At 54.7% G+C, this 23562-nt stretch carries 18 protein-coding genes; 10 read left to right on the plus strand and 8 right to left on the minus strand.

Annotated elements, in window-relative coordinates; translation table 11 throughout:
- Nucleotides 1–10: 10 nt before the first annotated feature.
- Both EPYR_RS11260 and rlmKL read right to left on the minus strand, forming a co-directional pair.
- Nucleotides 11–1927 carry an ABC transporter ATP-binding protein gene (locus EPYR_RS11260; protein ID WP_012668527.1) on the minus strand — a complete coding sequence of 639 codons (1917 nt, stop codon included), beginning with the start codon at nucleotides 1925–1927 and terminating at the stop codon, nucleotides 11–13.
- 6 nt (nucleotides 1928–1933) lie between these two features.
- A complete protein-coding gene (rlmKL, locus tag EPYR_RS11265; RefSeq protein ID WP_012668528.1) occupies nucleotides 1934–4051 on the minus strand; it encodes a bifunctional 23S rRNA (guanine(2069)-N(7))-methyltransferase RlmK/23S rRNA (guanine(2445)-N(2))-methyltransferase RlmL in 2118 nt (705 codons plus the stop codon).
- 133 nt (nucleotides 4052–4184) lie between these two features.
- Here rlmKL and EPYR_RS11270 point away from each other — a divergent pair, with 133 nt between their 5' ends.
- Nucleotides 4185–5294: a YcbX family protein gene (locus EPYR_RS11270; RefSeq protein ID WP_012668529.1), complete on the plus strand. Its 1110-nt coding sequence runs from the start codon at nucleotides 4185–4187 to the stop codon at nucleotides 5292–5294.
- A 15-nt stretch (nucleotides 5295–5309) separates the two neighbouring features.
- Here EPYR_RS11270 and EPYR_RS11275 read toward each other — a convergent pair whose 3' ends face one another.
- Nucleotides 5310–5855: a cell division protein ZapC gene (locus EPYR_RS11275; RefSeq protein WP_012668530.1), complete on the minus strand. Its 546-nt coding sequence runs from the start codon at nucleotides 5853–5855 to the stop codon at nucleotides 5310–5312.
- Between the two features lie 184 nt (nucleotides 5856–6039).
- Nucleotides 6040–7050 (minus strand): quinone-dependent dihydroorotate dehydrogenase, encoded by a 1011-nt coding sequence (pyrD, locus tag EPYR_RS11280; RefSeq protein WP_012668531.1) that lies wholly within the window; start codon nucleotides 7048–7050, stop codon nucleotides 6040–6042.
- 264 nt (nucleotides 7051–7314) lie between these two features.
- Between pyrD and ssuE the strand changes: the two genes are divergently transcribed.
- The 5 genes from ssuE to ssuB are packed head-to-tail and all read left to right on the plus strand — an operon-like array spanning nucleotide 7315 to nucleotide 11589.
- Nucleotides 7315–7866, plus strand: coding sequence for an NADPH-dependent FMN reductase (gene ssuE, locus EPYR_RS11285; protein ID WP_012668532.1), 552 nt, complete (start codon nucleotides 7315–7317; stop codon nucleotides 7864–7866).
- Nucleotides 7867–7881: 15 nt separating this feature from the next.
- Nucleotides 7882–8841 (plus strand): sulfonate ABC transporter substrate-binding protein, encoded by a 960-nt coding sequence (locus EPYR_RS11290; protein ID WP_012668533.1) that lies wholly within the window; start codon nucleotides 7882–7884, stop codon nucleotides 8839–8841.
- 15 nt (nucleotides 8842–8856) lie between these two features.
- Nucleotides 8857–10008, plus strand: a complete 1152-nt coding sequence (gene ssuD, locus EPYR_RS11295; RefSeq protein WP_012668534.1) for an FMNH2-dependent alkanesulfonate monooxygenase — start codon at nucleotides 8857–8859, stop codon at nucleotides 10006–10008.
- Between the two features lie 4 nt (nucleotides 10009–10012).
- Nucleotides 10013–10804 carry an aliphatic sulfonate ABC transporter permease SsuC gene (gene ssuC / locus EPYR_RS11300; protein ID WP_012668535.1) on the plus strand — a complete coding sequence of 264 codons (792 nt, stop codon included), beginning with the start codon at nucleotides 10013–10015 and terminating at the stop codon, nucleotides 10802–10804.
- Complete coding sequence (gene ssuB, locus EPYR_RS11305) at nucleotides 10801–11589, plus strand: aliphatic sulfonates ABC transporter ATP-binding protein (RefSeq protein ID WP_012668536.1); 789 nt, start codon at nucleotides 10801–10803, stop codon at nucleotides 11587–11589. The genes ssuC and ssuB overlap by 4 nt, the downstream gene beginning before the upstream one ends.
- A 58-nt stretch (nucleotides 11590–11647) precedes the next feature.
- Here ssuB and pepN read toward each other — a convergent pair whose 3' ends face one another.
- Nucleotides 11648–14263, minus strand: coding sequence for an aminopeptidase N (gene pepN / locus EPYR_RS11310; protein ID WP_012668537.1), 2616 nt, complete (start codon nucleotides 14261–14263; stop codon nucleotides 11648–11650).
- Nucleotides 14264–14512: 249 nt separating this feature from the next.
- On the opposite strand from pepN, the gene pncB reads away from it, so the two are divergent.
- The 4 genes from pncB to EPYR_RS11330 all read left to right on the plus strand — a co-directional run bounded on the left by pncB (nucleotide 14513) and on the right by EPYR_RS11330 (nucleotide 20120).
- Nucleotides 14513–15733 (plus strand): nicotinate phosphoribosyltransferase, encoded by a 1221-nt coding sequence (gene pncB / locus EPYR_RS11315; protein WP_014539119.1) that lies wholly within the window; start codon nucleotides 14513–14515, stop codon nucleotides 15731–15733.
- A gap of 166 nt (nucleotides 15734–15899) precedes the next feature.
- Nucleotides 15900–17300, plus strand: coding sequence for an asparagine--tRNA ligase (asnS, locus tag EPYR_RS11320; protein WP_012668539.1), 1401 nt, complete (start codon nucleotides 15900–15902; stop codon nucleotides 17298–17300).
- A gap of 300 nt (nucleotides 17301–17600) precedes the next feature.
- Complete coding sequence (gene ompC / locus EPYR_RS11325) at nucleotides 17601–18704, plus strand: porin OmpC (protein WP_012668540.1); 1104 nt, start codon at nucleotides 17601–17603, stop codon at nucleotides 18702–18704.
- Nucleotides 18705–18929: 225 nt separating this feature from the next.
- On the plus strand, nucleotides 18930–20120 hold the full coding sequence (locus EPYR_RS11330; protein WP_012668541.1) for an amino acid aminotransferase: 1191 nt from the start codon (nucleotides 18930–18932) through the stop codon (nucleotides 20118–20120).
- A gap of 98 nt (nucleotides 20121–20218) precedes the next feature.
- On the opposite strand, the gene EPYR_RS11335 is transcribed toward EPYR_RS11330, so the two are convergent.
- From EPYR_RS11335 to ldtD, 3 genes are all read right to left on the minus strand, one after another.
- The gene (locus tag EPYR_RS11335; protein WP_012668542.1) at nucleotides 20219–20848 is read right to left on the minus strand and encodes an MBL fold metallo-hydrolase; all 630 of its coding nucleotides are present in this window, start codon (nucleotides 20846–20848) and stop codon (nucleotides 20219–20221) included.
- A gap of 42 nt (nucleotides 20849–20890) precedes the next feature.
- On the minus strand, nucleotides 20891–21439 hold the full coding sequence (locus tag EPYR_RS11340) for a YcbK family protein (protein ID WP_012668543.1): 549 nt from the start codon (nucleotides 21437–21439) through the stop codon (nucleotides 20891–20893).
- Nucleotides 21440–21617: 178 nt separating this feature from the next.
- Complete coding sequence (gene ldtD, locus EPYR_RS11345) at nucleotides 21618–23465, minus strand: L,D-transpeptidase (protein ID WP_012668544.1); 1848 nt, start codon at nucleotides 23463–23465, stop codon at nucleotides 21618–21620.
- Nucleotides 23466–23562 lie beyond the last annotated feature (97 nt).

Below are 23562 nucleotides of genomic sequence, written 5' to 3' on the forward strand. Positions count from 1 at the left end.
ACCCTCTGTCTTACTGGCCGCCGTTTTGTAACGACTCCAGATATTCCCAACGTTCAAAAGCGACTTCCAGCTCCTGCTCACACTGCGCCAGCGCATCCAGCACCGGTTGAGTAACGTCGTGAGGCTGATTGAAAAAGTTCGCATCTGCAACCTGTGCCTGATTAGACTGCAGTTTAGCTTCCAGATCTTCCATCTTCTTCGGCAGCTGCTCCAGCTCCCGTTGCAGGTTGTAGCTTAACTTAGTAGCCGGCTTTTTTACCATCTCCTGTTTCGCACTGGTCTGTGGCGTAGTGGTAGTGCTGACTTTGGCCGTCGCGCGATTCTCTTTCCATGCACGACGTTGCAGCTGCGCATCATGATAACCCCCGACAAAGGCACCGATATCGCCATTTCCTTCGAAGATCCAGCATTCGGTCACGGTATTATCAACAAACTGGCGATCGTGGCTCACCAGCAGCACCGTGCCCTGATAGCCATCAATTAACTCTTCCAGCAGCTCAAGCGTTTCCACGTCGAGATCGTTAGTGGGTTCATCGAGGATCAGCAGGTTGCTTGGCTTGAGGAACAGCCGCGCCAACAGCAGACGGTTGCGCTCACCGCCTGATAACGCGCGCACCGGCGTCATGGCACGTTTCGGATGGAACAGGAACTCCTGCAGATAACCCAGAACGTGGCGCGGCTTGCCGTTGACCATCACTTCCTGTTTACCTTCCGCCAGGTTGTCCATGACGGTGCGGTCCGGGTCCAATTCCGCGCGATGCTGGTCGAAATAGGCCACTTCCAGCTTGGTGCCGATGTGCACCCGTCCGCTGTCCGCTTTTAGCTGATCGAGCATCAGTTTCAGCAGGGTGGTTTTACCACAGCCGTTAGCACCAATCAGGGCAATTTTATCACCGCGCTGTACCTGGCGTGAGAAATCACGCACCAGCTGTTTCCCGGCAATGCCATAGCTGACGTTCTCCAGTTCGAAGACAATTTTGCCAGAGCGGCTGGCTTCTTCTACCTGCATGTTGGCTTTACCCATCACTTCGCGGCGCTCAGAACGTTCACGACGTAATGCCTTCAACGCGCGCACGCGTCCTTCATTGCGCGTGCGACGCGCCTTAATGCCTTGACGGATCCACACTTCTTCCTGCGCCAGCTTGCGGTCAAATTCAGCGTTTTGCATCTCTTCAACGCGCAGCGCTTCTTCTTTGCTGGTCAGGTAGAGGTCATAATCGCCCGGCCATGAGACCAGTTTGCCGCGATCGAGATCGACAATGCGCGTAGCCATATTGCGGATAAACGAGCGGTCATGCGAAATAAAGATGATGCTGCCCTGGAAGGTTTTCAGGAAGGTTTCCAGCCAGTCAATGGTTTCGATATCAAGGTGGTTGGTTGGCTCATCAAGCATCAGCACTTTTGGGTTGCTCACCAGCGCGCGCCCAAGTGCCGCCTTACGCAGCCAGCCGCCGGAGAGCGACGACAGCTGCGCGTCGCCGTCTAGACCAATCTGTTTCAGCACATCAACAATACGGCTTTCCAGCTGCCACAGATTCTGGTGATCCAGAATTGCCTGTAGCCGTGACATTTCGTTGAGATTTTTGTCGCTCGGATCTTCCATCACCAGGTGGGAGATAGCGTGATAGGCCTTCAGGTGCTCTGCCTGTTCCTCAACGCCTTCGGCGACAAAGTCATACACCGAACCCTGCACGTTACGGGGAGGATCCTGCTGCAAACGCGCAACAACCAGATCCTGCTCGTAAATAATGCGCCCGTCATCCAACGGCTGTTCGCGGTTAATAATTTTCATCAGGGTGGATTTACCCGCCCCGTTACGCCCGACCAGACATACGCGCTCGTTTTCTTCGATATGCAGTTCGGTGTTGTCCAACAGCGGCGCGTCGCTGAATGAGAGGTAAGCGCCGTGAATACTGATCAGTGACATAAAAGCTTATTCCTTACCGGCGTGAGTAATCAGCCAGCAGTTGTGAATGTGACGGTTGCGGGCAAAATCCTGCGACTGCGTTTTGGCGGTGATTTCGCTTGCCGCCAGGCCCAGAGCTTGCAGCCCGGCGAAGTCCATTTTGAAACCGCGTTTATTGTTAGAGAACATCACGGTGCCATTTTTGCGCAGCAGACGTTTCAGATCCTTCATCAACTCCAGGTGATCGCGCTGTACATCAAAGCTTTCTTCCATACGTTTGGAGTTAGAGAAGGTCGGTGGATCGATGAAAATCAGGTCAAACTGCTCGTCGGCATCGCGCAGCCAGCTCAGGCAGTCAGCCTGCATCAGACGGTGCTGACGCCCGGAAAGGCCGTTCAGGCGCATATTGCGCTCGGCCCACTCCAGATAAGTGCGCGACATATCAATGGTGGTGGTACTGCGTGCGCCGCCCAGGCCAGCATGCACGCTGGCGCTGCCGGTATAAGCAAACAGGTTGAGGAAATCCTTGCCCTTGCTCATCTGCCCAAGCATTTTACGCGCGATGCGATGGTCGAGGAAGACGCCGGTATCGAGATAATCGGTCAGATTAACCCACAATTTCGCGTTAAACTCGGCCACTTCAAAGAAATCGCCCTTTTCGCCCAGCTTCTGATACTGGTTTTTCCCTTTCTGTTTTTCACGGGTTTTCAGTACCAGCTTATTCGCTGGCAGATCCAGCACGCCGAGCGTGGCGGAAATCACATCGAACAGACGCTGACGCGCCTTAGCCGGGTCGACGGTCTTCGGCGGCGCGTACTCCTGAATCACCACCCAGTCGGCATAACGATCGACCGCCACATTATAATCCGGCAGGTCAGCATCATAGACACGATAACAATCAATTCCTTCCTGACGCGCCCACTTGTCCAGTTTTTTGACGTTTTTGCGCAGCCGGTTGGCATAATCATCCGCAAGCTGTCCTGCGGGTGTTCCCGTCGGGTTTTCCGCCAGCTGGTAATTTTTCTGTACGCAGTCCAGCGGGCCATTTTTCGCTTTAAACTGACGCTCGGCGCGCAGCTGCAGGCAGCTTAATAGTTCGGGTGATGCGCTGAACAGCGAGAGATTCCAGCCGCCGAAATGGGTTTTCATGATGCGCCCCAGCTGGCCGTGCAGGGCAATCAGCGCCGGCTCGCTGTCCAGGCGTTCACCGTAGGGGGGGTTGCTCAGGACGGTGCCGCCCAGGCCTTGCGGCAGGGGGTTGCTCAGCTTTAACACATCCTGAGTGGTGAAGCTGATAAGTTCACTCAGTCCGGCGTGACGGGCGTTGACGCGTGCGCGATCGATAATACGAGCGTCATTATCATAGCCAAAGAAGCGCGAGGTTGTATTTTGCATCCCCTGCCGCGCACGTTCGTGGGCTTCACGCGTGACGTCGCTCCATAATGAGGGGTTGAACTTGCTCCAGCCGGAGAATCCCCAGTGCTTACGGTTTAGCCCCGGTGCGCGATCGCTGGCTATCATCGCCGCCTCGATCAGCAGCGTTCCCGAGCCGCACATCGGATCAACCAGCGGCGTGCCGGACTGCCAGCCGGAACGTAATACGATGGCGGCAGCCAGATTTTCTTTCAGCGGTGCCTGCCCGGTCTGCTGGCGATAGCCGCGTTGATGCAGGCCATCACCGCTCAGATCCAGCGCAATGCTGGCGGTATCTTTATTTAGCCAGACGTTGACGCGGATGTCCGGCTGGTCGCGATCGACGTTCGGACGCGGCAAGTTTTTACGCGTAAAGCTATCAACGATGGCATCTTTCACTTTCAGTGCGCCGTACTGACTGTTGCGGATCACCTCATTCAGCCCGCTGAAATGCACCGCGAAGGTTTTGTCGCTGCCAAACATCGCCGGCCAGTCTATCGCCTGCACGCCGAGATAGAGATCGAGGTCGCTGTAAACCGCGCATTCGGTCAGCGGCAACAGGATGCGTGACGCCAGACGGCTCCACATCAGACTCTGATACATCAGACGATCGCTGGCCTGATAATGTACGCCGCCCTGAACGATCTGGCAGCCCTCGGCTCCCAGCGCTTCCAGTTCACTTTTTAACAGCTCTTCGAGCCCACGCGCCGTACTGGCAAACAGAGAATTCATAGCTTCACTTATCGTCATCATAAAATTGCTGCGCATTATAGCTAATCATGGCTTCATGTCATAAAGTTAGCTTCTTTTACTGCAGAAAGCCTGCTAAAAGCCTGGTCGGGCGTTACATCGCAAGGAAATCACCATGGTCAGTTTGACACGTTTATTCGTGCATCCGGTCAAATCAATGCGCGGCATGCAGGTTTCACATGCCCAGGCATTAGCCAGCGGGCTGGCGTTTGATCGCATATGTATGCTGACCGAAGCGGATGGCACTTTCATTACTGCGCGCCAGCACCCGGAAATGGTGCTGTTCACTCCGGCACTTATTGTCGACGGCCTGCATCTCCGCGCCCCTGATGGCAGTAACGCTAACGTGCGCTTTGCTGACTTCCAGCCCACCCCGGCAGCCACCCAGGTATGGGGCAACGCGTTTACCGCCCTGATTGCGCCTGACAGCATAAACCAGTGGTTGAGCGTTTTTTTCCCCCGACCGGTACAACTGCGTTGGGTGGGGCCTGAAATGACACGCCGGGTGAAGCGGTTCACTCAGGTGCCACTGGGTTTTGCCGATGGCTATCCTTATCTGCTGGTTAACGAGTCTTCGCTACGTGATGTACAGCAGCGCAGCCCGGCCGGCGTTAAAATTGAGCAGTTCCGCCCTAATCTGGTCGTTAGCGGGGCGAGCGCATGGGCGGAGGATAGCTGGTCATCGCTGAAGGTAGGCGACGTTATTTTCGATGTGGCTAAACCCTGCAGCCGCTGCATATTGACCACGGTCAGTACCCGGCACGGGCGCAAACATCCGGGCGGCGAACCGCTGAACACTCTGCAAGGCTTTCGTAGTGCGCTGGACGGCAGTGGCGATATTGATTTTGGTCTCAATCTGCTGGCGCGTAACAGCGGGGTGCTGCGCGTTGGCGATCGGCTTGAGGTTTTAGCCACTCGCGCTGCGCGCGCTTACGGTGCCGGTCAGATTAGCGAAGCGCTCGATATCGCTACCGATGCGCCCGCTGAGGTGGAAATAAACTGGCAGGGGCAGCATTTCATCGGCAATAATCAGCAGGTTTTGCTCGAACAGCTTGAAATGCAGGGAATAAAGGTTCCCTATTCCTGTCGAGCTGGCATCTGCGGCAGCTGCGCGATAACGCTGGTCAGCGGGGAGGTCAAGCCAATGAAAAAGGATGCAGTGCGCATGGACGGAACCTTACTGAGCTGTAGCTGCATTCCGGCAAGCGATCTGGTACTGCGTTAAGGGCAACGCGGTCACTCAAACCGCGTGTGCAAAACGCAAGTCTTCAGATTTCGCCTGAGGTAACAGGCGGTCATGCATGATTTTAATCGCGTCACCCAGCCATAGGGTTCGGTCTGCAATGTTCAGCTGCGCCTGTGCCAACAAACAAAGTGAAGCGTTCTCACCGGACTCCACCACCAGCATACTGGCCAGTTCACCACTTGAAGAAACCTTAACGCACACCAGTTCCCCCTCTTCCGGGGACCAGTTTCCCTTATGATGGATGTCAAAATGCCAGCTTTTAGGCATCAGCGGTTTCAGGAAGCGCATCGCTACCAGCGCGTTCAGCACCAGTTCAGCACGCTGCTCGGCGTTGAGTTGCACTTCTCGGCAGCATTCATCAAAGGTGAAGAACAGTGCGGCGTCATCAACGTTAAAACCAGAAACATGAAAGGCATCTGGCGTTAACATCTTGCGCTGAAAGCGCGAACGGAACAGCATACCGTTGGCAAGGTCAAGCATCATGCGATCGCGCTCTGCGTCATAAAACCAACGCCATTTATCGTCTGGTTTAATCCTCATGAAAACTTCCTGTATTCATACTAAGTTACAAACAGCTGAAAGAAGTTAGATGCTTTCAGCAAACAGAGAGTATTTCCTGCAGGCCAGCACACTTTTTTAAACTAATTCTTGGTGTTAACTCGATAAAATATAAACGAGCCAGCGGCGAAAATAAAGCCCCTGGCATATTTAAGCGGCAATCTGGTTACAGATGGGTGACAATTTCTTTTATCAACGGCGGTCCTTTGTAAATAAAACCGGAATATATCTGTACCAGCGAAGCACCTGCTGCCATTTTCTCCCGGGCTGAAATCAGTGAATCAACGCCCCCAACGCCAATGACAGGTAGGCGTCCCTGTAATTCAGCCGACAGTCGACGAATGATTTCGGTGCTGTGCGACTGCAACGGTCGGCCGCTCAACCCCCCTGCTTCTTCGGCATGCTTCAGTCCTTTCACCAAATCACGTTCGAGAGTGGTATTGGTGGCTATCACGCCATCAATTTGATGACGTACCAGACTGTCAGCAACCTGTATCAACTCTTCTTCGGACAGATCGGGGGCAATCTTCACCGCAATCGGCACATATTTATGATGAATTTTTTGTAAATGATCTTGACGGGTTTTAAGCGCTGCCAGCAAATCATCCAGCGCTTCGCCGTATTGCAGGGTTCGTAAGCCAGGGGTATTGGGTGATGAAATATTGATCGTGATATAGCCGGCATACGGATAAACCTTATCCATACACACTAAATAATCCTCTTTACCCTGCTCCACCGGAGTATCTTTGTTCTTGCCAATATTAATGCCGAGTATGCCATCGAAATGGGCTCTTTTGACGTTCTCAACCAGGTTATCCACGCCGAGATTATTGAATCCCATGCGGTTGATAATTCCTTCTGCTTCCACAATGCGGAACATGCGCGGTTTGTCATTACCCGGCTGCGGGCGCGGGGTGACGGTGCCTGTCTCGATAAACCCAAAGCCCATCGCAGCGAATGCTTCGATACATTCACCGTTCTTGTCCAGACCTGCTGCCAGTCCCAGTGGATTTTTGAAGGTTAGCCCCATGCAGGTAACCGGCTTAAAAGGAAGCGACTGATGGATCAGTCTGGTCAGAGGGGTGCCTGACAGGCGTTTCAGCTGCTGCAAGGTCAATTCATGCGCACGCTCAGCGTCAAGCTGAAAAAGCGCCTTACGAACAAAAGGGTAATACATGGCCACTCCCGAGGTCCCGATGGAAATCGGGAAAGGATTATCCGGGTTTCTGCGCTAAAGGGAAATGACCAGGCGCAAAAGGCGTTAAAAAACGTTTGTTTTGCGCCAGGCCGCCACACCATGCAGCACCATAAGGTGCCATATGTGAAATACGGCTTAAATGTGCCGAATAAATCATTTAAGCACTGCAAGCCGCTCTGTCAGTATATGAACGTTAACCTATTATTTCATTCAATCAATAACTTTTGGTTATAAGGAGCGGTTATGCGCGTTATGACTCTGGCGGGCAGCCCCCGCTTTCCTTCACGCTCCACCGCATTGCTGACACTTTGCCAACAGGCGCTTGAAAAGCGCGGCGTCGAAGTTATCCCGTGGAATTTGCATAATTTTCATCCTGAAGACCTGTTGTATGCCCGCTTTGACTCCCCCGCCCTGCAGGCATTGACGGAAGATTTGCAGTCTGCGGACGGTTTAATTATTGCCACACCGGTGTATAAGGCGTCGTTTGCCGGCGCGTTGAAGACGTTGCTCGACCTGCTGCCTGAGCGCGCGCTGGAACACAAAGTGGTGCTGCCGCTGGCAACCGGCGGTACCGTTGCGCATATGCTGGCGGTCGATTACGCGCTAAAGCCGGTGCTCAATGCGCTGAAAGCGCAGGAAGTCTTGCATGGTGTGTTCGCTGACGACAGCCAGATCGCCCATTACGATCGCCATCCGGAACTGTCGCCTCTGCTGGCAGAACGTTTAGCTGAAGCGGTAGATAGCTTGTGGCATGCGCTTGCACGCCGTCGTCTGCCGTTGGCCACCGCGGTATAATCAGGGAAGTTGATCATGCGATTGTTCTCTCAGGTATTGACCCGCGTTTTGCTCACCGGCCTGCTGGCCACAGGTTTGGCCACGGCAGCATCACCGGATGCGCCCAGGCAGATCCGCATCGGCTATCAAAAAGGCTCAGTCAGCATGGTACTGGCAAAGTCCCATCATCTGCTGGAAAAACGTTTTCCTGATACGCCAATCAAGTGGGTGGAGTTCCCTGCCGGGCCGCAGATGCTGGAGGCGCTCAACGTCGACAGTATCGATCTGGGCAGTACCGGTGATATCCCGCCCATTTTCGCTCAGGCCGCCGGGGCTGACCTGCTGTATGTCGGAGCCGAACCGCCTAAACCACTGGCTGAAGTGATCCTGGTACCTGAAAACAGCCCGATTAAAACCGTAGCCGAGCTGAAAGGGCATAAAGTGGCGTTCCAAAAGGGTTCCAGCTCCCATAATCTGTTACTAAGGGCGCTGCGGGAAGCGGGACTGAGCTTCAGCGATATCAAACCGGCGTTTCTGACGCCTGCCGATGCCCGCGCCGCTTTCCAGCAGGGTGACGTTGATGCCTGGGCAATCTGGGACCCGTATTACTCCGCAGCTATTCAGCAGGGTGGTGCGCGCATGCTGAAAGATGGCAGCACCCTGGATCTTACCGGTTCGTTCTATCTTGCCACCCGGCCGTTTACGCAGAAAAACGGCCTGTTCTTGCAGCAGGTGCTTGATACCTTCAGCCAGGCGGATGCACTGACGCGCAGCCAGCGTGAACAGAGCGTGAAGCTGCTCGCCACGGCGATGGGGCTACCCGAAGCCGTCATCGCCAGCTATCTCGATCACCGCCCTCCCGGCACGATAAGCCTGGTGAATGAAAAAACGGCACGGGCGCAACAGCACACCGCAGACCTGTTTTACACCAGCCACTTAATGCCGGTGAAGGTTGATATTTCCAGCCGTATCTGGCATGGCCCTTTATCCAACTGATTGAGGAACAGGACAATGCGTCTTTCCGTATTCTGGTTTCTACCCACTCACGGCGATGGAAAATATCTGGGCACCAATGAGGGGGCGCGTCCGGTGGATCACGCCTATCTGCAACAGATAGCTCAGGCCGCAGACCGTCTGGGATTTGGCGGCGTGTTAATTCCCACCGGCCGCTCCTGTGAAGATGCCTGGCTGGTCGCCGCCTCGCTGATCCCGGTCACCCAGCGCCTGCGCTTTCTGGTGGCGCTGCGCCCCGGCGTGATTTCACCGACTCAGGCGGCGCGCCAGGCGGCAACGCTGGACCGATTGTCCAACGGCAGAGCGTTGTTTAACCTGGTGACCGGCGGTGACGCCGAGGAGCTGGCCGGCGACGGCGTGTTCCTCGATCATGGTGAACGCTATGCCGAATCCGCCGAGTTTACCCGCGTCTGGCGACGAGTACTTGAAGGGGAAACGGTTGATTATAAAGGAAAACATGTACATGTTCGCGGCGCACGGCTGATGTTTAAGCCGGTTCAGCAACCGCGACCTCCGCTGTGGTTCGGCGGCTCCTCCGAGGTGGCACAGGACCTGGCTGCGGAACAGGTTGATGTCTATCTGACGTGGGGAGAACCGCCAGCCCAGGTGAAAGAGAAAATAGCCAGGGTGCAGGCGAAAGCGGCAGCACGGGGGCGCAAAGTTCGCTTCGGTATTCGCCTGCATGTCATCGTGCGCGAAACCAATGACGAAGCCTGGCAGGCCGCCGACCGCCTGATTTCACATCTGGATGATCAGACGATTGCTAAAGCTCAGGCAGCACTGGCACGTACCGATTCCGTAGGCCAGCAGCGTATGGCAGCCCTGCACGGCGGCAAGCGCGATCGCCTGGAAATCAGCCCAAACCTGTGGGCCGGGGTGGGCCTGGTTCGTGGCGGGGCGGGCACCGCGTTAGTTGGCGATGGCCCAACGGTCGCGGCTCGCATGCAGGAATATGCCGATCTCGGCATTGAAACCTTTATTCTTTCCGGCTATCCGCATCTGGAAGAGGCGTATCGCGTCGGTGAGCTGCTGTTCCCGCACCTCGAACTCAACATACCGGAAGTCCCGAAGCCTGCTGCCGTTCAGGCCCACGGCGAGCATGTTGCTCATGATTTCGCACCGCAAAAGGTGCCACAGGGTGAGAGGTAAGCAGATGAGCAGGATACTGAAACGTATGGGAGATCCCCTGCTGCCATGGGCGCTACCGCTGTTGCTGGTGGTGTTGTGGCAGCTGGCATCATGGTCAGGTTGGCTTTCGACGCGCATTCTGCCCTCGCCTGAAGCGATTGTCGTTACCTTTTGCAATCTGTCTGCCAGCGGTGAGCTATGGCAGCATCTGGCGATCAGCAGCTGGCGTGCCGCCATCGGTTTCAGCATCGGCGGCTCTATTGGCCTGCTGCTGGGGTTAATCACCGGCATATCCAGACTCGGCGAACGCCTGCTCGATACCTCGGTGCAGATGCTGCGCAACGTGCCCCATCTGGCGCTGATCCCTCTGGTCATCCTGTGGTTTGGCATTGATGAGACCGCCAAGATCTTCCTGGTGGCGCTGGGTACGCTGTTCCCGATCTATATCAATACCTGGCACGGCATCCGTAATATTGACCGAGGGTTGCTTGAGATGGCGCGCAGTTACGGTCTGTCCGGCTGGAGTCTGTTTATTCAGGTGCTGCTGCCGGGCGCGCTGCCCTCAATCATGGTCGGCGTGCGTTTTGCACTCGGCCTGATGTGGCTAACGCTTATCGTGGCGGAAACCATTTCGGCCAACTCCGGCATCGGCTATCTGGCGATGAACGCGCGCGAGTTCTTACAGACCGATGTGGTGGTGGTGGCGATTATTCTTTATGCCCTGCTGGGTAAACTGGCCGACGTCAGCGCACAGCTGCTGGAGCGCGTGTGGCTGCGCTGGCACCCGGCGTATCAATTGAAAGAGGAAAATGCATGAGCGAGTTCCCCCCCTCTCCGACACGCCTTACTCCCGGTACGCCACTGGTTATCAAGGGCGTCAGCAAGCAGTATCACGGCCGCACGGTGCTGAACGCGCTCGACCTGCACATCCCTTCCGGCCAGTTTGTCGCCGTGGTTGGCCGCAGCGGCTGCGGTAAAAGTACCCTGCTGCGACTGCTGGCCGGTCTGGAAGAATCAAGCAGCGGGCATCTGCTGGCCGGCAGCGCCCCACTCAGCGAAGTGCGCGACGATATTCGCCTGATGTTTCAGGACGCACGCCTGCTGCCGTGGAAAAGCGTGATGGATAATGTCGGCCTTGGATTGAAGGGCAAAAGCTGGAAGGATAACGCCCTCAGGGCGCTTGAGGCGGTCGGCCTTGCCGACAGGGCCACTGACTGGCCTGCAGCGCTGTCCGGCGGCCAGAAACAGCGTGTTGCGCTGGCGCGGGCGTTGATCCATCGTCCCGGCCTGCTGCTGCTGGATGAACCACTGGGCGCGCTGGATGCACTCACCCGTATTGAGATGCAGGATCTGATCGAAAACCTGTGGCAACAGCACCACTTTACCGTGCTGCTGGTCACGCATGACGTCAGCGAGGCGGTGGCGCTGGCCGACCGGGTGCTGCTGATTGAGAATGGAAAGATTGGCCTGGATCTGTCCGTCGATCTGCCACGTCCACGCCGAAAAGGATCGTTAAGGCTGGCCGAGCTGGAAGCAGAAGTGTTGGATCGTGTGATGAAGCGCACAGTGCCCACGCATGAAAAACGTTGTGCACAACGTTAACCGCTAAACAGCGAAAAAATGGGCGACCTGAGCCGCCCATTTTGTCTGGAATACCCCATCAGGCGCTCAGAGCCTTAGTGATTTTCTCAAACAGATCGCCCGAGAGCCTATCCAGTCCTTTCAACTGCTCCAGAGACTGGCGCATCAGCCCCTGGCGCGTTTTGTCATAGCGTTTCAGTCGAATCAATGGCTCTATCATTCTTGCCGCCACCTGCGGGTTACGGCTATTCAGATCGGTGAGGATGTCCACCAGCAGCTGATAGCCGCTACCGTCAATGGCATGGAACGCCGAAGGGTTCAACTGCGTAAAGGCCCCGATCAGTGAGCGAACGCGGTTAGGATTACTCAGGTTAAAGGAGCGGTGATGCAGCAGCGCCCGCACCTGGCTCAGGACGCCCTTCGCCGGGCTGGTAGCCTGCAGGGCAAACCATTTATCCATCACTAAACCATCCTGGTGCCAGCGGTCGTCGAACTCCGCAAGCAGTGGGTCACGGCACGGTAACTGAGCCGCCACAGCCGCTGACAACGCGGCAACGGTATCGGTCATATTGTTGGCATGATGGTACTGTGCCTTGACCAGCTTATCCGCCAACGCCATATCGCCGAAGGCCAGATAGCTCAGGCAGACATTTTTCAGCGCTCGCTTACCGATATCCGCCTGTTCAATGCGGTACTCTGCCGTCAGGCTGGCGTGATAAACCGCCAGCAGCTCATCAGCCAGCTCGCTGGCAAGGGTGCGCACCAGCGCTTCGCGTACTACCGTATTCGCCTGCGGATCGATAGTGTCAAACAGCTCGGCTATCTCATTTTCCGCCGGCAGGGTCAGGATCAGGGCGGTCAATGCCGGATCGCCGTTCTCCTCTAACAGGACGGCGCGGAAAGCATCTGCCACATGCAGCGGTAGCGATAGCGGCTGTCCCTGCTGCTGCCGGGACACATTCAGCTTAATGTAATTGGCCATCAGGCTTTGCGCCGCATCCCAACGCGCAAAATCGTTGCGCGCGTGGCGCATCAGGAAAGTCAACTGGGCATCGCTCCAGTGGTAATCCAGCTTGACCGGCGCGGAGAACTCGCGCAGTAACGAAGGAACCGGCTGGAAGTAAACGTTATCAAAGACAAAGGTCTGGAAGCCTTCGGTGACGTTAAGCACATGATGCACCGGGTGACCGTTATGCTGTAACGGGATTACCTTCCCCTTTGCGTCGTACAGTTCGATATCCAGCGGAATATGCAGCGGCAGCTTCTGTTGCTGGTCAGCAGTCGGCGGCGTCATCTGGGTGACATGCAGGGTGTATTGCTCCAGATCCGGGTTGTAGTCGTCGCGGATTGAAAGCACCGGGGTACCGGACTGGCTGTACCAGCGACGGAACTGGGACAGATCAACCCTGGATGCATCTTCCATCGCCTGGACAAAATCATCACAGGTGGCGGCACTGCCATCGTGGCGCTCAAAATAGCGTTGCATTCCTTTCTGGAAATTCTCTTCACCCAGCAAGGTGTGCATCATGCGGATCACTTCAGACCCCTTTTCATACACCGTCAAGGTGTAGAAGTTGTTCATTTCGATCACCTGCTCCGGGCGGATGGGGTGAGCCATCGGGCTGGCATCTTCGGCAAATTGTAAACCGCGCATCTTGCGCACGTTATCTATCCGGTTAACCGCACGAGAACCGAGGTCGGAGCTGAACTCCTGATCGCGGAATACCGTCAACCCTTCTTTCAGGCTGAGCTGGAACCAGTCACGACAGGTGACGCGGTTTCCGGTCCAGTTATGGAAATATTCATGGCCGATCACCGCCTCAATCCCAAGGTAGTCTTTGTCGGTAGCGGTTTCCGCTTTAGCCAGCACAAATTTAGAGTTGAAGATGTTCAGCCCTTTGTTTTCCATCGCACCCATATTGAAAAAATCGACGGCGACAATCATAAAGATATCGAGGTCGTATTCCAGCCCGAAGCGTTCCTCATCCCACTTCATGCTGTTCTTCAGCGAGGTCATTGCCCAGTCGGCGCGATCGAGATTGCCCCGGTCAACAAAAATTTCCAGCGCCACGTCGCGACCGGAGCGGGTGGTAAAGCTGTCGCGCAGCACGTCGAAGTCACCCGCCACCAGGGCAAACAGGTAGCAGGGTTTCGGGAAAGGATCGTGCCATTTCACCCAGTGACGTCCGTCTTCAAGCTGCCCGGCGTCGACGCGGTTACCGTTAGAGAGCAGATAAGGATAAGGAGCCTGAGCGGCGATAACGGTGGTGGTAAAGCACGCCAGCACGTCCGGGCGGTCAAGGTACCAGGTGATATGACGGAAGCCTTCCGCTTCGCACTGGGTACAAAGCGCCTCGCCGGACTTATACAGCCCTTCCAGCGCGGTGTTCTTATCCGGATGGATGTCATTAACAATCTTCAGGGTGAAATTTTCCGGCAGCTGTTGTAGTACCAGCGCGCCCTCTTCCAGGTGGTAATGCGGCCAGGCGCTGCCGTCAACATGCAGCGATACCAGCGTCAGGTCTTCACCGTCAAGACGCAGATCGGCACCACTTGCACCCAGCCGTTTGATGTGGCTGATGGCCGTTACCTGCGTGGTGCCGGCATCCAGATTAAAGGTCAGGTCGATATCGGTAATGGTATAGTCAGGCGCGCGGTAGTCATGGCGATTTTTGGCTTGCGGCAATTGAGTCATAAGTCCTTCTCACATCAGTAATAAGTTAACTTGTTAAAGTCTATTCCTGTTATCGCTATGTTGCCACGTCGAATCGCGCCCAATCGCTGTGGTTGTCAATAAAAAAGGCAGTTTCCCCTATTAACATTGAGCGTATACGTAAACAGACTGTTCTAATTGTGCTGCAATCAGGTTCAATAAATGCGTATTCAGGTTATACTCCTGCGACTTTATATTCTTTGAACCAGGGATAACGCTCTTCGCCAGAGGATGCTGAAACGCACCATGACACGACACGCTGCCCCGATCTTAACCACGCTTCTCGACACCGATGCCTATAAACTTCATATGCAACAGGCGGTCTTCCATCGTTATTACGATGTGACGGTAACGGCTGAATTCCGCTGCCGGGGCGACGATATGCTTGGCATCTACGCGGATGAAATCGTCCGGCAGATAGCGGCAATGGCCTCGCTGGCGCTGACTGAAGACGAGTTGACTTATCTCTCCAGCCTGCCGTTTTTCAAACAGGATTACCTCAACTGGCTTCGCACCTTCCGCTATAACCCCGCGCAGGTTGCAGTACGCAACCTGCAGGGTAAGCTGGATATCCGCATCAGCGGCCCCTGGCACGAAGTGATTATGTGGGAAGTTCCGTTGCTGGCATTGATCAGTGAAGTGGTTCACCGTCATCGCTCACCGCTGGTCACTGCTGAAATGGCCGTCAGCCAGCTGAAAAATAAGCTGGCGCAGTTTACGCAACTGACCGCTGAACTGGATATGTCATGTTTCCGTTTGATGGATTTCGGTACCCGTCGCCGTTTCTCTCACGACGTGCAGCTGGCGATTGTCAGCACCCTCCGGCAAGATTTTCCATGGCTGGTTGGTTCCAGCAACTATGATATCGCCCGCCGATTGAATATTACTCCGGTGGGCACCCAGGCGCACGAGTGGTTCCAGGCCCATCAGCAAATCAGCCCGACGTTGGCGAACTGCCAGCGCGCTGCACTCCAGGCCTGGCTGGACGAGTACCCCGACCGGCTGGGTATTGCCCTGACCGACTGTATTACCATGGATGCCTTCCTGCGCGATTTCGGCAGTGAGTTCGCCAATGCTTATCAGGGATTGCGCAATGATTCTGGCGACCCGGTTGAATGGGGTGAAAAAGCTATAGCCCACTATCAGCAGCTGGGCATCGACCCACTGAGTAAAACGCTGGTGTTCTCTGACAATCTCGATTTGGATAAAGCCGTGGCGTTATATCGTCATTTTGCGCAGCGCATCAATGTCATCTTCGGCATTGGTACCCGACTCAGCTGTGATATCCCACAGGTCAAGCCGCTGAATATCGTTATAAAACTGGTGGAGTGCAATGGTAAGCCAGTCGCCAAACTCTCAGACAGCCCCGGTAAAACCATTTGCCACGATAAAGCCTTCGTGCGCGCCCTGCGTAAAGCCTTTGATTTGCCGCTGGTGAAGAAAGCCAGCTAGACCTGCTTCGCGGGGGCAGATTGCATCTGCCCCCGGCTTTTACCTTGCCGAATAAATCTCTCTTTGTGCCCGAATTTCTCTTGTTTCTCCTCCGCTGACAAGTAACATAGCGGTACCCTGCATTGGGGTATTCCATTCCGATAAAGACTAACAGTGAGAAACGAATATGAGCGTTGTGCCTGTAGCGGATGTACTGCACGGCCGGGTTACGGTAGACAGTGAAGTCACCGTACGTGGCTGGGTGCGTACCCGAAGAGATTCGAAAGCCGGTATATCCTTTATCGCCGTTTATGACGGTTCCTGCTTTAATCCGGTTCAGGCTGTCGTCAATAATTCTCTGAATAATTATCAGGATGAAGTATTACGTCTGACGACCGGCTGCTCGGTAGTGATTACGGGAAAAGTCGTTGCATCACCGGGTCAGGGTCAGAGCTTTGAAATTCAGGCGACCGAGGTCGAAGTGGTCGGCTGGGTCGACGACCCGGATACCTATCCGATGGCGGCAAAGCGCCACAGCATCGAATATCTGCGTGAAGTGGCGCACCTGCGCCCGCGTACAAACCTGATTGGCGCGGTGGCGCGCGTTCGCCATACTCTGGCACAGGCGCTGCATCGTTTCTTCGACGAACAGGGTTTCTTCTGGGTTTCCACCCCGTTGATTACCGCTTCTGATACCGAAGGCGCCGGCGAAATGTTCCGTGTATCAACGCTGGATATGGAAAACCTGCCGCGTACGCCGGAAGGCAAAGTCAATTACGATGAAGACTTCTTTGGCAAGGAAGCGTTTCTGACCGTATCCGGCCAGCTGAATGGCGAAACCTACGCCAGTGCTATCTCGAAAATCTATACCTTCGGCCCGACCTTCCGCGCAGAAAACTCGCATACCAGCCGCCATCTGGCAGAGTTCTGGATGCTGGAGCCGGAAATGGCCTTTGCCGACCTGGAAGACAATGCCGCCCTGGCGGAAGCGATGCTGAAGTACGCTTTCAAAGCGGTGCTTACCGAACGCGCCGATGACATGGCCTTCTTCGCGGAACGCGTAGACAAGGATGCCGTTTCACGCCTGGAACGTTTTGTAACGACCGATTTCGCCCAGGTGAATTACACTGAAGCCGTCGAAATCCTGCTGGCATCCGGCCAGAAGTTTGAGAACCCGGTTTCCTGGGGTATCGATCTCTCTTCGGAGCACGAGCGCTACCTGGCGGAAAAACACTTTAAGGCACCGGTAGTGGTCAAAAACTACCCGAAAGATATCAAAGCATTTTATATGCGCCTGAATGACGACGGTAAAACTGTCGCTGCTATGGACGTGCTGGCTCCGGGCATTGGCGAAATTATCGGTGGCTCCCAGCGTGAAGAGCGTCTTGAGGTGTTAGATGCTCGTCTGGCCGAGATGGGGCTGAATAAAGAAGATTACTGGTGGTACCGCGATCTGCGCCGTTATGGCACCGTACCGCATTCCGGTTTCGGGCTGGGTTTCGAACGATTAATCGCTTATGTCACCGGCGTACAAAATGTAAGAGATGTTATCGCTTTCCCACGTACTCCACGTAACGCGACCTTCTGATCTCTGCATTAAATATAAGAAATTCATATAAATACTGAGGTCGACTGCGTCGGCCTTTTTTTTATTTTTGTAAATTTAGAGTTGACTCACAAACTTCCTTATTTATTACAATTTGAAATACAATTTTTCTTCTTGTTACCAGAATAAGAGATTAGTAGCATTTTCGGGCTAGATTAACCGGGCTACCAATGGAAAGATGCCTGCAGACACAGGAAGACACCAAACTCTCTTCATGGTTCTGTAAAGAATTGTTGTTGGCAGTGGCAGGTGTTCAAATAACTCCAACGAGGGTAATAAATAATGATGAAGCGCAACATTCTTGCAGTATTGATCCCAGCTCTGTTGGCAGCGGGTGCCGCTAACGCTGCAGAAATCTATAACAAAGATGGCAACAAACTGGACCTGTACGGTAAAGTTGATGCGCGTCACCAATTTTCAGACGACTCCCGTGCAGACGGCGATGAGTCTTATATTCGTTTCGGTTTCAAAGGTGAAACTCAGATCAGCGACCAGCTGACCGGCTACGGCCAGTGGGAATATAACGTGCAGGCAAACGTGGCCGAAGCAGAAGGTACATCAGGTTCTAAAACCCGCGTTGGCTTTGCCGGCCTGAAGTTTGCTGATTATGGCGCGTTCGACTATGGCCGTAACTACGGCGTTGGCTATGACCCACTGGCATGGACCGATATCCTGCCGGTATTCGGCGGTGATTCTGGTTATTCTGATAACGGCATGGTGGGTCGTTCTAACGGTCTGGCCACCTACCGCAACAGCAACTTCTTCGGCCTGGTTGATGGTCTTGACTTCGCGCTGCAGTATCAGGGTAAAAATGAAGAAAGCTCGGACGGTCGTCAAATTGAAAAGGCCAACGGTAACGGTTGGGGTAGCTCAGTTACTTATACAATGCCGGAGGGCGTAGCGGTATCTGCTGCTTACACCAGATCGGATCGCACCAACGGTCAGCAGAATGCCTACTTCGCGAACGGCAGCAAAACCGCTGAAACCTGGTCGACCGCCGTTAAGTATGATGCAAACAACGTATACCTTGCGGCGATGTACGGTGAAACCCGTAACAACACCTATATCAAAGGTAACGTTGGCGGCGTAGGTGTAAACGGCATGGTTAACAAAGAGCAGAAATTCGAAGCGGTTGCGCAATACCAGTTCGATTTTGGCCTGCGTCCATCCCTGGCTTACGTGCAGTCTGTCGGTAAGAAGATTGAAAACGTAGGCAAACAGGATCTGTACAAGTACATCGACGTGGCCACCTACTACTACTTCAACAAAAATATGTCCACCTACGTTGATTACAAAATCAACCTGCTGGATGAAAACGACTTCACCCGTGCTGCCGGTATTTCTACTGATAACATCGTTGGCGTTGGCCTGGTCTACCAGTTCTAAATACCATTATTCCGCCGTTTAACTACGGAATAATGCTTAACGGACGGGGCTTCGGCTCCGTTTTTTTTGGCCTTGAGTTCAGAGCTTCGGTTGTTGCGACTGGGCAATATTTTCATTCCCTGTCTTCATTCCTGACGTTTTTTGCCGCAAACGGTTGGCAATCCCTATGTATGACGGTAACCTGAGCCAACACTTCGCTTTAGATTAATCTAACGGACTCCCATTATGTTTGAACGTATTGCAGCAGCACCCGCCGACCCTATTCTAGGCTTAGCCGATCTGTTCCGCTCGGATGAACGCCCGGACAAGATCAACCTCGGTATTGGCGTGTATAAAGATGAAACCGGCAAAACGCCGGTACTGTCCAGCGTTAAAAAAGCTGAGCAGTATCTGCTGGAAAACGAAACCACCAAGAATTATCTGAGCATTGACGGTATTGCCGACTTCGCCCGCTGTACTCAGGAACTGCTGTTCGGCGCCGCCAGCCCTGTTATTGCCAGCCAACGTGCACGCACTGCGCAGACTCCCGGAGGCACTGGCGCACTGCGGATTGCGGCAGATTTTATCGCCACGCAGACTAGCGCGAAACGTGTGTGGGTCAGCAATCCCAGCTGGCCAAATCATCAGAACGTGTTTACTGCCGCCGGTCTGGACGTTTGCGAATACGATTATTACGATGCTGCCAGCCACAGTCTGGACTTCGACGGCATGCTGCAAAGCCTGAATGCTGCCGGGGCCGGTGATATCGTCCTGTTCCACGGCTGCTGCCACAATCCGACCGGTATTGATCCGACTGCCGAACAGTGGGCGCAGCTGGCCAGACTGTCGCTGGCTAAGGGCTGGCTGCCGCTGTTTGACTTTGCCTACCAGGGCTTTGCCCGTGGTCTGGAGCAGGATGCCGAAGGTCTGCGCGCTTTCGCAGCCAGCCATCAGGAACTGATCGTGTGCAGCTCCTACTCGAAGAATTTTGGCCTGTACAATGAGCGTGTGGGTGCTTTTACCCTGGTTGCCGGCGATGCTGCAGTGGTTAACACCGCTTTCAGCCAGGTGAAAGCGACCATTCGGGCGAACTACTCTAATCCACCGGCACACGGGGCGGCGGTGGTTGCCACCATCCTTGGCAACAGCGATCTGCGTGCGCAATGGGAGCAGGAGCTGACCAACATGCGTGAACGTATTCAGCTTATGCGCCAGCTGTTTGTGAAGACGCTGGAAGAAAAAGGGGCGAAAGGTGACTTCGGCTTTATTATCGCGCAAAACGGCATGTTTTCCTTCAGCGGCCTGACGAAAGATCAGGTGCTCAGGCTGCGTGAAGAGTTTGGCGTGTATGCAGTGAACTCCGGGCGCGTTAACGTAGCGGGCATGACTGCGGATAATATGGCCCCTCTGTGTGAGGCTATCGCCGCCGTACTGTAATTTGGTGCGTAGGCCGCAATGGCGGCACGCCCATGATTCACCAGCGCTGTAAACGGAAAAAGCCTGCATAAGCAGGCTTTTTTACCTTCTGACGGCGATTATTGCAGGAACGGATTGCTGATACGCTCACGTCCCAGCGTCGACATTGGCCCATGACCTGCAATAAAGGTCACGTCATCACCCAGCGGCAGTAATTTGTTCAGGATGGAGGCAATCAGCTGCTGGTGGCTGCCCTGTGGGAAGTCAGAACGCCCTACGCCACCGCTGAATATCACATCGCCGGAAACCAGCAAACGGCCTTCCCGGTCGAAGAACACAATATGGCCCGGCGTATGTCCGGGGCACAACAGCACTTCCAGCACGGTGTTGCCAACGTGTACGACTTCCCCCTCCTGCAGCCAGCGATCCGGAGCCAGCGGCGCGCATTCGTCGAAGCCGAACATCTGGCTTTGCTGCGGCAAACCGTCCAGCCAGAATTTGTCCGCCCTATGCGGCCCGACAACCGGTACGCCGTAATGTTCGGCCAGTTCGGCCGCTGCGCCAACATGGTCGAGGTGGCCATGAGTCAACAGGATTTGCTTCACCGTTATGCCCAGGCCGGCGATCTCATGTCGAATCTTATGCGCATCGCCGCCGGGATCAACCAGTGCGGCTTCACCGGTTTCAGGGCACCAGATCACCGAACAGTTCTGCGCGAACGCGGTAACCGGGATAATGTGATAGTTCATAATACTCCATTGCCGGCCGCCACAGGGCAGCAGGGTTTCACGTTACCAGCGCCGAACCGGCCCGGTATCGATGTGCACAAAGTTACTGCGCGGGTAATAGCCGACACCGCCCGCCCGCAGCGAAAGTGCCGCTTTGCGAATATTGCTTAATGAGATCCCTTCAATATGGAAATCCATCGCCTGGCCCTTCGTATGATAGCTGTGCCGGGCCACGCCGTCGCTGCGTTCACGCAGCATGTTGTTGGTCGCCAGCGAACGATAGCCGGAAATCAACTGAACCGGCTTACGGGTATTAAGCAGGGTTTGCAGACGGAACAACTGATCGAAAAGGTGGGGATCGATGCTTTTACTTTTATTGGCGCGATAATCACGGAAAAAGTGGTTAAGACGCGTCAGTTCAGACTTATCGTAGGTTTTACCGTTAAAAAACTCGGTTTTAAGACTTTCACCGGTGTGCAAATTATTAAGAGTGAGTACCCGGGGACGAGCGGTAGAAAGCGAGGCAAAGGCCTGGCTCGGAAGTAGTGCGACACCCAGGGCGGCTCCGCCCAGAGTCAACCACTTACGGCGATGAGAGTCGATCTTATCCATAAAGCTGTATTACCTGGCTAAAATAGTCGGAATTGTGCATTTACTGCGCTGGCTGGAACCTTACCGGGCGCGAAAACATCCGTCAACCCGGCTATAAACGAAAATGGCGCATTGATCCGGGTGTTGCACCAATGCGCCCTTGCGCTTAACAGCCAGAGAACTACTGATTAATCAGACATTAGAGCAATAATTGCCCAGCCCGCGCCAGCACCTGTGCGCCCGAACGCGCGGTGTTGTCATAATTGTAAATATCTGTACGATACTGGGGTTGCCCATCTTCCGCCACCCAGGCGGTCAGATAATAGAGGTTGACCGGGATGCGTTGACGGATCGGCACAAAGCGGGTATTTCCCTCTTTCAGCGTGCCGGAAATACGCGCATCGTTCCAGCCGACATCGCGCAGCAGTAAATTAGCCAGATCGGAAGCACGATTTACCCTTACGCAGCCGGAACTCAGAGCGCGAATATCCTTCTGGAACAAGCCATGATTTGGCGTGTCATGCAGGTAAATAGCGTCCGAGCTTGGCATATTGAACTTGTAGCGCCCCAGCGAGTTGGTGGCGCCAGGCGCCTGGCGGATGCGGTACGGGAAAGAAGCGGCAGAAACCGTACTCCAGTTAATCATTGAAGGATCAACCACTTCCGCTTCGTTGCTCCAGCCTGCAAGCAGGGTGTAACCGTGCTTATACAGATACATCGGGTCCCGTTTCACCTTCGGCACAATATCCTTACGTACCAGCGTGGTAGGCACGTTCCACGGTGGGTTAAGCACCACATTATTCAACGCGCTGCGCATCAATGGCGTTTTACGATCCGGACGGCCCACGATTACCCGTGAAGACAGGATTTCGCGGCCATTGACGTAGTAAGCCAGCGAATAATTTGGGATGTTAACCATAATTCCGTTTTGCATATCATCGGGCAGCAGGCGCAGACGCTGAATATTCAACGCCAGCAGCGTGGCCCGCTGCTGCGGCGAGACGTTCAGCCATTCGCGGGTGCGCATCCCTATCGCGCCATCGGCCTCCAAACCTTGCCAACGCTGGAAGCGCTTTAGCGCCTCCACCAGCTGCGGCGAATAGGTATTCGCCTGGCTGCCCAACGCCGCCTGCCCGTTAAACACATTGGGTGCAGCGGCGGAGTCAGTAACATCACCTGACAGGTTCGCCGACGGACTGACTACGCGATTATTATCAGCCCGTGTCAGCAAGTTCGCGTCCGGCTGCGCATTATCATCATCGTGAACCAATGGCGCATCGACAGCCCCCACCACTTCCGCAGCGGGTTTAACGGGTTCATTTGCCGATGACATCATGCCGTTACGTTGCAGGATATCACGCAAGGCCGATACGTCATTGCTGATCTGACCCGGTCGCAGCGTCTGCTTATCGACTATACGCGGCCACGGCCGGGTATCCGCCAGCAGGGATTTCAGCGCCTGATGCATACGAGCATATTGCGGATGCTGGGGCGCCAGAGAGCGCACAAAGCCGTTGAGGTTGCCGCTGGCAAGGGCTTGCTGCCACTGATTTATTACCGTCATCGACGGGGCTTCCAGCCGGTAAGGCACCGTGCTGTAGAGCCAGGCTTCGCCCTTACTCGGCGCGCTGGAGGTAAACTGCAGATAACCTAACATCGCATCAGATAGCGCCACATCCCGCGCCAACCCTTTAATTGCCGGATCCGTCAGTTGCTTTACCCATTGGGAAAACTGCGGCTGTACGCCAGAGAGGGCGACTTCAGCCAGCTGTTGCTCAAACTGCCTGACCGCTTGCGGATCCTGCCACATCAGCTGCATACCATTGCTGGCATACAGCGGCACAAGATTTTTCAAATAAAACGGCGTTATACCCTGAGGGAAAGCGGCAATGATTTGCTGCTGGCTCTGCGTAACGCTGACGGCCGGCACCACAGCAGAGGAAACCGGTGGTGTACCTGCTACCGCGCCGGGTAATACTGCCAGCCCGGAGAACAGGCAGCACCCGACCGCAAGCGCTTGAATGAACGATGATTTCTGCAGCAACATCCCTTGCTCCCTGTTAAGTCAGCTAATTTGGAAAACACTAACGATGAGTCGTTGTTATAAGTATACGAACAGAAAACGGCATTTGCCTGTTACGTGA

It is taken from the genome of Erwinia pyrifoliae DSM 12163, assembly GCF_000026985.1.
In the GTDB taxonomy this organism is placed as follows: domain Bacteria; phylum Pseudomonadota; class Gammaproteobacteria; order Enterobacterales; family Enterobacteriaceae; genus Erwinia; species Erwinia pyrifoliae.

Excerpts from the sequence above, each read along its gene's own strand:
- EPYR_RS11260 (WP_012668527.1), bottom strand. The coding sequence starts at position 1,927 with ATGTCACTGATCAGTATTCACGGCGCTTACCTCTCATTCAGCGACGCG.
- rlmKL (WP_012668528.1), bottom strand. The coding sequence starts at position 4,051 with ATGAATTCTCTGTTTGCCAGTACGGCGCGTGGGCTCGAAGAGCTGTTA.
- EPYR_RS11270 (WP_012668529.1), top strand. The coding sequence starts at position 4,185 with ATGGTCAGTTTGACACGTTTATTCGTGCATCCGGTCAAATCAATGCGC.
- EPYR_RS11275 (WP_012668530.1), bottom strand. The coding sequence starts at position 5,855 with ATGAGGATTAAACCAGACGATAAATGGCGTTGGTTTTATGACGCAGAG.
- pyrD (WP_012668531.1), bottom strand. The coding sequence starts at position 7,050 with ATGTATTACCCTTTTGTTCGTAAGGCGCTTTTTCAGCTTGACGCTGAG.
- ssuE (WP_012668532.1), top strand. The coding sequence starts at position 7,315 with ATGCGCGTTATGACTCTGGCGGGCAGCCCCCGCTTTCCTTCACGCTCC.
- EPYR_RS11290 (WP_012668533.1), top strand. The coding sequence starts at position 7,882 with ATGCGATTGTTCTCTCAGGTATTGACCCGCGTTTTGCTCACCGGCCTG.
- ssuD (WP_012668534.1), top strand. The coding sequence starts at position 8,857 with ATGCGTCTTTCCGTATTCTGGTTTCTACCCACTCACGGCGATGGAAAA.
- ssuC (WP_012668535.1), top strand. The coding sequence starts at position 10,013 with ATGAGCAGGATACTGAAACGTATGGGAGATCCCCTGCTGCCATGGGCG.
- ssuB (WP_012668536.1), top strand. The coding sequence starts at position 10,801 with ATGAGCGAGTTCCCCCCCTCTCCGACACGCCTTACTCCCGGTACGCCA.
- pepN (WP_012668537.1), bottom strand. The coding sequence starts at position 14,263 with ATGACTCAATTGCCGCAAGCCAAAAATCGCCATGACTACCGCGCGCCT.
- pncB (WP_014539119.1), top strand. The coding sequence starts at position 14,513 with ATGCTGAAACGCACCATGACACGACACGCTGCCCCGATCTTAACCACG.
- asnS (WP_012668539.1), top strand. The coding sequence starts at position 15,900 with ATGAGCGTTGTGCCTGTAGCGGATGTACTGCACGGCCGGGTTACGGTA.
- ompC (WP_012668540.1), top strand. The coding sequence starts at position 17,601 with ATGATGAAGCGCAACATTCTTGCAGTATTGATCCCAGCTCTGTTGGCA.
- EPYR_RS11330 (WP_012668541.1), top strand. The coding sequence starts at position 18,930 with ATGTTTGAACGTATTGCAGCAGCACCCGCCGACCCTATTCTAGGCTTA.
- EPYR_RS11335 (WP_012668542.1), bottom strand. The coding sequence starts at position 20,848 with ATGAACTATCACATTATCCCGGTTACCGCGTTCGCGCAGAACTGTTCG.
- EPYR_RS11340 (WP_012668543.1), bottom strand. The coding sequence starts at position 21,439 with ATGGATAAGATCGACTCTCATCGCCGTAAGTGGTTGACTCTGGGCGGA.
- ldtD (WP_012668544.1), bottom strand. The coding sequence starts at position 23,465 with ATGTTGCTGCAGAAATCATCGTTCATTCAAGCGCTTGCGGTCGGGTGC.